General features: G+C 50.0%; 4 protein-coding genes. All 4 read right to left on the bottom strand.

The annotated features are described in order from the left end of the window. Nucleotides 1–102: 102 nt before the first annotated feature. Complete coding sequence (locus U9P07_12645) at nucleotides 103–1,248, bottom strand: Coenzyme F420 hydrogenase/dehydrogenase, beta subunit C-terminal domain (GenBank protein MEA2110253.1); 1,146 nt, start codon at nucleotides 1,246–1,248, stop codon at nucleotides 103–105. Between the two features lie 201 nt (nucleotides 1,249–1,449). Next, the gene (locus U9P07_12640; GenBank protein MEA2110252.1) at nucleotides 1,450–1,878 is read right to left on the bottom strand and encodes a hydrogenase iron-sulfur subunit; all 429 of its coding nucleotides are present in this window, start codon (nucleotides 1,876–1,878) and stop codon (nucleotides 1,450–1,452) included. A gap of 42 nt (nucleotides 1,879–1,920) precedes the next feature. Continuing rightward, entirely contained in the window at nucleotides 1,921–4,959 is a 3,039-nt protein-coding gene (locus tag U9P07_12635; protein ID MEA2110251.1) for an FAD-dependent oxidoreductase, read from the bottom strand. An 8-nt stretch (nucleotides 4,960–4,967) separates the two neighbouring features. Continuing rightward, nucleotides 4,968–5,783 (bottom strand): CoB--CoM heterodisulfide reductase iron-sulfur subunit B family protein (locus U9P07_12630; GenBank protein MEA2110250.1); only part of this gene is annotated, 816 nt, incomplete at its 5' end.

The following is a 5,783-nucleotide window of genomic DNA, read 5'->3' as shown; positions in this document are numbered from 1 at the left end:
ATAATGCACAACACCCAACAGGTAACTGTATGTATATAGCAAATCCCTTTGATCATTTAACCAATAGCTAACGGCTAAGAGCTAATCGCTCAATTTAGTCAACTATTTAGTCCCCGATTCACTTAGCAGCTCACTATCCTGGAACGTCGTCGCCGGAGCTGGTTCATCATAGCTTCTTCCCGGTTCATACTCCATCATCTTCTGAGCCTGAAGGCCAACTGTGCGGAAAAGCGACATCACCGGAATATCATTGGGACAGGCAGTATCGCACAGACCGCAACCGACACAGGACATGACCATGTGATTCAACCGGGTAAGATGAAACATCACCGTATTGGCCGGCATGCGAATGGCCCCTTTATCCGCCGCCCAGCTAAGATATTGATCAGGAGTATGCTCAAAAGTCGGTGAGCGAAAAACACATTCCCGACAATAACAGATTGGGCAATTAATCATACAGTTGTAGCAGCGCATGCAGGTAGAAAGCATTTCCTGAATACCTTTGATTGAATTTACCCGCTGTCCGAACTCATCCAGAACCTGATCACGGGTTTTCACCCGCTCATCCTTTAATGAGGAAATGCATTCAGCCCGTTTGGGTTGTTCGGTATCATTGAATTCCAGGATGTTTTTTTCCGCTAGTTCTGCCGCCAGCTCATCTCCCGCTTCTATATAAATATTTTTTTCACAGTCGACCCCCCAAAGACCAATAACCAAATCAACCAGTTCCAAAGGCATTGATGGATATTCACAGATGGTACAAGCGGAACGAAAGGGGGCTTCACCGTCAGCTTCACAGCGGCCGGCAGCAGCCTGTTTCCTGAGGTCAGCCGCCGGATCTTTACCTGCCTTAACCAGGGAGGAAAAATCTTTCGGTTCATAGGTTCCCAGGCAGTCAACCGCGATAATCAACAACGATTCCCGGCAAATCTGCTGAAACTTGGTTAACTCCACCAGCGCCCGGGCTTCACAGGGTTTAACCACCACCGCGATCTTTTCACCGGGATCACTGAACGTCAGGTTTGAAATGAGCCTGGCGGCCTGCACCGGGATAACCGGGGCACTCACATCCGTATCAGCCAGCAGGTCAGGATTTTTAACCAGGGCCTGGACATAGTTATCACCGCCGGTTGTCTTTTTGGGCAGCATAACGCTGCCAACCAGGTCGCTTTGCAGCAGCCGCTCCATAAAATCCTGAACGGAACGGTTGAATCCCTTATCTCCCAGGTCGATGACCGTTGATTTCATCAGTTTCGGCCTCCAAATATTGAAATAAAAGAAGAATAAAAGGGGTCAGAGTAAAATTAAATCTAACCCAATCTATCTCACTGTTTCTTTATTATTTTAATTTATTTTTACTCTGACCTCTTTTATTGGCCTTTAGCCTTTAACCTTATACCTGAGCTTGTTACGGCCTTTGGCCTTTAGCCTTTAACCTTATACATGAACTCACAAATCCCATTCATCAGCCAGTGGGTTCGGCCCCATGGATTCCAGGGCGCCGTTGTACTCGCGCACCGTTTCTGCAAAAAGACGCCCTTCACTGGCGCTGATCCAGCGCAGCCAGACACGATCCTGATCAAGACCCAATGTTTCCATGATATTCCGCAGCAAGGCAATCCGCCGCCGGGCCTTCAGATTACCGGTCTGATAGTGACAATCACCAGGGTGACATCCACCAATCAGCACCCCGTCGGCACCATCAAGAAGGGCTTTCAGCACATACACCACATCTATGGCCCCGGAACACATGAGATGAAGAATCCGGATCCCGGCCGGGTACTGTTGCCGGGTAGTCCCGGCCAGATCGGCTCCCGTATATGTACACCAGTGACAGAGGAAAGCCACTATCCGCGGTTCATTGGTATTTTCTGCCATAATTTCTACCCATATTCCAGTATGTTAGACAACTTTTCTAAACTACTTTATTAATTGATCCGCCATGGCCATCATCTGGCCCTTGTCGAAACCGACCTGCTGAGTAGCCCCATTAGGACAGACAGCGGCACAGCTTCCACAACCATGACAGAGGTCATAATGAACTTCAGCAATATTATTTTCAGGATTAATTTCCCGGGCTCCATAGGGGCAGACATCAACACAGAGACCACAGCCGCTGCAAAGCCTGGTACTGACCATCACTGCATATTTTGAGGCTTGAATATTTTCCCTTGCCAGAACCGTTGCCGCCCGGGATGCCGCCGCCCGACTTCTTGCCAGAGTTTCTTCTATATGCAGTGGCGCTGAAGCAAGGCCACAATGATAGCGCCCCTCACCAACAAAATCAACCAGCGCTGCCTTGCTGTTGGCCTCGGCAAAAAAGCCATATTCATCCAGAGGCAGATTCAAAACCGCTGCCAGTTGCTGATTATCTCCAGGCTCAATCCCGGTACTTAAAACCAGAATATCCGGTTCCAGGGTTAACTGCCGGCGTAGAATCTGATCGTTATAGCTCACTTGAAGTTTTTCACCGCTCACAGCAACATCCGGTTTAGACTCAAGATCGTAAGGAGTAAAGAGTACCCCTTCATCACGGGCGGCGCGGTAATAATCTTCATAGAGGCCATAGGCGCGCAGGTCACGGTACAACACCGTCACCTGGATATCAGGATTTGCTTCTTTTAATCGGCGGGCATTTTTCAATGCATGAGTACAGCAAACCCGGCTGCAATATTCCCGTTTACCCGGTTCACGTGAGCCAACACACTGAATCATCACCACCGAGTGAATAGACTGCAGGGATTCAGGACTGGAGGCAATGCGTTCTTCCAGCTCTGTCTGGGTCAACACCCGCTCATCCTGACCACGCAGATATTCATCGGTTGAAGCTTCCCGGGCCCCAGTCGCCACCACCAGTACTCCATGATGAAGTAAATGATCGGTTTCCCCTTGTTTAACAACCGTGGTATAATTTCCTGTTTCCCCCTGATGTCCCACAATCTGGGCTTCAGCAAGAACCTCAATCAACTCATTTTCACCCACTTCAGCCGCCAATGATTCGGCAAATGGCCGGGGGACGGAACCTTTAATCGTGTAGTGAGCTTCCAGCAGCCGTCCTCCAAGTTTATCGGTTTTTTCCACCAGCGTCACCCCATATCCCCGGGCGGCCAGGGAAAGAGCCGCAGTCATTCCGGCAACCCCGCCGCCAACAACCAGGGCCCGCTGTTCAACCGCAACGGTTTGATTGACTGCGGGAAGATCACGATAAACCTTGGTTACCGCGGCCTGGACCAGAACCGCAGCTTTAGCTTTCAACATCCTGTCCCCAGGTTGATGGGGGAGAAGACACTGTTCCTTCAAATTGACCACGGTAAAAGCATTAGAGTTAAAACCTATCTCCCGGGCAAATTTATCCAGCAAACGTTCCATTTCCCTGACCGAACAGGCACCGATAACAATTCGATTCAGCTCATGCTCGCCGATAAAGCGGCGTAAGTCTACAAGTCCTTCCGCGGTACAGGCATGGTCGATAATTTCAGCGCAAACAACCCGATGCCGCGTACTGACCTCTTGGCACAATCCAGCAAAATCAAGCTCATCAGCCATAAAACCGGAACAGGAACAAAGAAAAACTCCAATCCGGGGTTCTTCCACCCAGACATTCCCCTCCCTGGGCATCAATTTGCGATTATTATCTTCGACTTCATCTGTAGTTATATTATTATCTGTCAACGATACCAGCAGAGCATCAGCGGCTCCGGCGGCTTCCATCACCGTTTCCGGGATATCCTTGGGACCGCAGAAAGCACCGGCGGCAAAAACACCGGGAACGGAAGTCTGGGTCGGATTGAATTCCCCCGTCCGACAAAAACCATAATCGTCAAGTTCCAAACCCAGATCAGCAGCAAAATCAAGTCGGGGAGCATCAAAACCCAGCGATAATACGACCAGATCCACCTCATCTTCAAGAAATTTTCCCCCATCATCATAAATCAGACGGAGCTTATGACTTTTGGGATCTTCCTTGACGGTGGAGATCATTGAACGTCGGTAATTAATCTTAAATTCTTCCCGGGCCCGGTTGAAATATTTTTCATATCCCTTGCCCATCCCCCGCAAGTCCATATAGTAAACAACCACCTCGGTTTCCGGGCTCCGCTCACGGATAAACATGGCCTGTTTGGTAGCATACATGCAGCAGACCGAAGAACAATACCCTCGACCACAGGAAACATCACGAGAACCGACGCACTGAATAAAGGCCACCCGACGCGGTTTTGAACCATCAGCCGGAGCATACACCTGACCCTGGTTGGGACCGGAATAACTGATCATCCGCTCCAACTGGCGACTGCTCACCACATTGGCATAACGACCAAAACCATACTCACCTTTCAGCCCGCCATCAACGAGAGAAAAACCGGGAGTCAGAAGAATGGCATCGCTCTTAACTTCCTCTTCTGTTGCTTCGGCCTCCAGGTTGATGGCATCAACCGGACAGGCATCAACACAGGCCCCGCAGCGGGTACATTGCTCAAAATCGATCCGGTAGCCGGCTTTTACCATCTTCGGGTATTGCTTATAGATTGCCGCCCGTTCTTCAAGTCCGCCACTGAACTCGTAAGAAACGCTCACCGGGCACACCGCACTGCAATCACCGCAGTCAATACATTTTTCCTGATCCACTCCCAGGGGATCAACCTTAAGTGTAACCTTGAAATTTCCCGGCTCCCCGCTGATTTGCCGGGGATAACTGCCAACCTTGATCTCCAGATTATCATGGAGACGACATTCAACAAAAGGACAATAAGCCGGCTGTTTCGGTGAAAGGAAGCAAACACCACAGGAATTGGTGGGGAAAGTATTATCAAGCAGCGGAAAAAAGCCGCCAATAGCCGCTTCTTTTTCCACCATGGTTACGGCACAACCCTGCTCAGCCAGCTGCAATGCCGCTGTCATCCCGGCAAAACCACCGCCAATAACCATTACTTTGTTATTTTTTTGCTTATCAACAGACATCACAGCCCCTAAAAGAGGTTCGCTGGATTATTAAAATGTTTTTTCCACCAACGTTGGCGATTTCCAACCTGGAAGGCCTCAGCCATCATTTCAGTAAAATAGAGAATCGGTAAGCGCTGCTGGCGGATATCAACATTTGCCTGACATAAAGCGCATGAAGTCACCATGCAGTCGGCCCCGGCGGCAACGGCATAGTCCGCAATCTTGTTAACCAGGACAGCCGCTTTATCGGGATGGGTAAGTCCCAGGTCACTGCCGCAACAATCCACCTTGCAGGACCAATCAAGAACGTCGGCACCAAGATCTGTCATCATTTGGTCAAGCCGCTGGGGATTTTCCACATCATCGGAGGCGGTAATCTCCTGGGGACGAATGATGGCACAACCATAGTAACAGACCACTTTCAACTCGCTGAGCGGCTTTTTCACCAGCTCTTTGATCTTGTCCCGCCACTGCTGATCAGCAATCAGATCGACGATCGACAACATCTTGATCTTGCCGGAGTAATTAAAATCAAGCAGCTCTTCCAGCTCTTTTCTCTTTTCCAAATCATGCTGCAGAGCATAATCCGCCCGCGCCAGGTTGTTATAACAGCCGGCACAGGGAATCAAGAGATCATCCCCCTGCGCTTCCGCCTGGGCAATATTAAAGGACGATAATCCCAAAGCCAGGGATGAAGACAGATTGTGGGCGGAGGCGGCGCCACAGCAGGACCAATCCGGCAGCTCAGCCAGCTCGATACCCATGGCTTCCATTACCGCCTTACTGGCCTCAATATACTCGATGGCGGTAGAGTGATTCGTGCAACCCGGATAGTAGGAATA

The sequence above is a fragment of the Pseudomonadota bacterium genome (assembly GCA_034660915.1).
Taxonomy (GTDB): domain Bacteria; phylum Desulfobacterota; class Anaeroferrophillalia; order Anaeroferrophillales; family Anaeroferrophillaceae; genus DQWO01.
This window is presented reverse-complemented; position numbering and strand designations above follow the sequence as displayed.

What these genes read in the sequence shown, in the direction of transcription:
- U9P07_12645 (MEA2110253.1), bottom strand. Translation starts at nt 1,248, where the DNA reads ATGAAATCAACGGTCATCGACCTGGGAGATAAGGGATTCAACCGTTCC.
- U9P07_12640 (MEA2110252.1), bottom strand. Translation starts at nt 1,878, where the DNA reads ATGGCAGAAAATACCAATGAACCGCGGATAGTGGCTTTCCTCTGTCAC.
- U9P07_12635 (MEA2110251.1), bottom strand. Translation starts at nt 4,959, where the DNA reads ATGTCTGTTGATAAGCAAAAAAATAACAAAGTAATGGTTATTGGCGGT.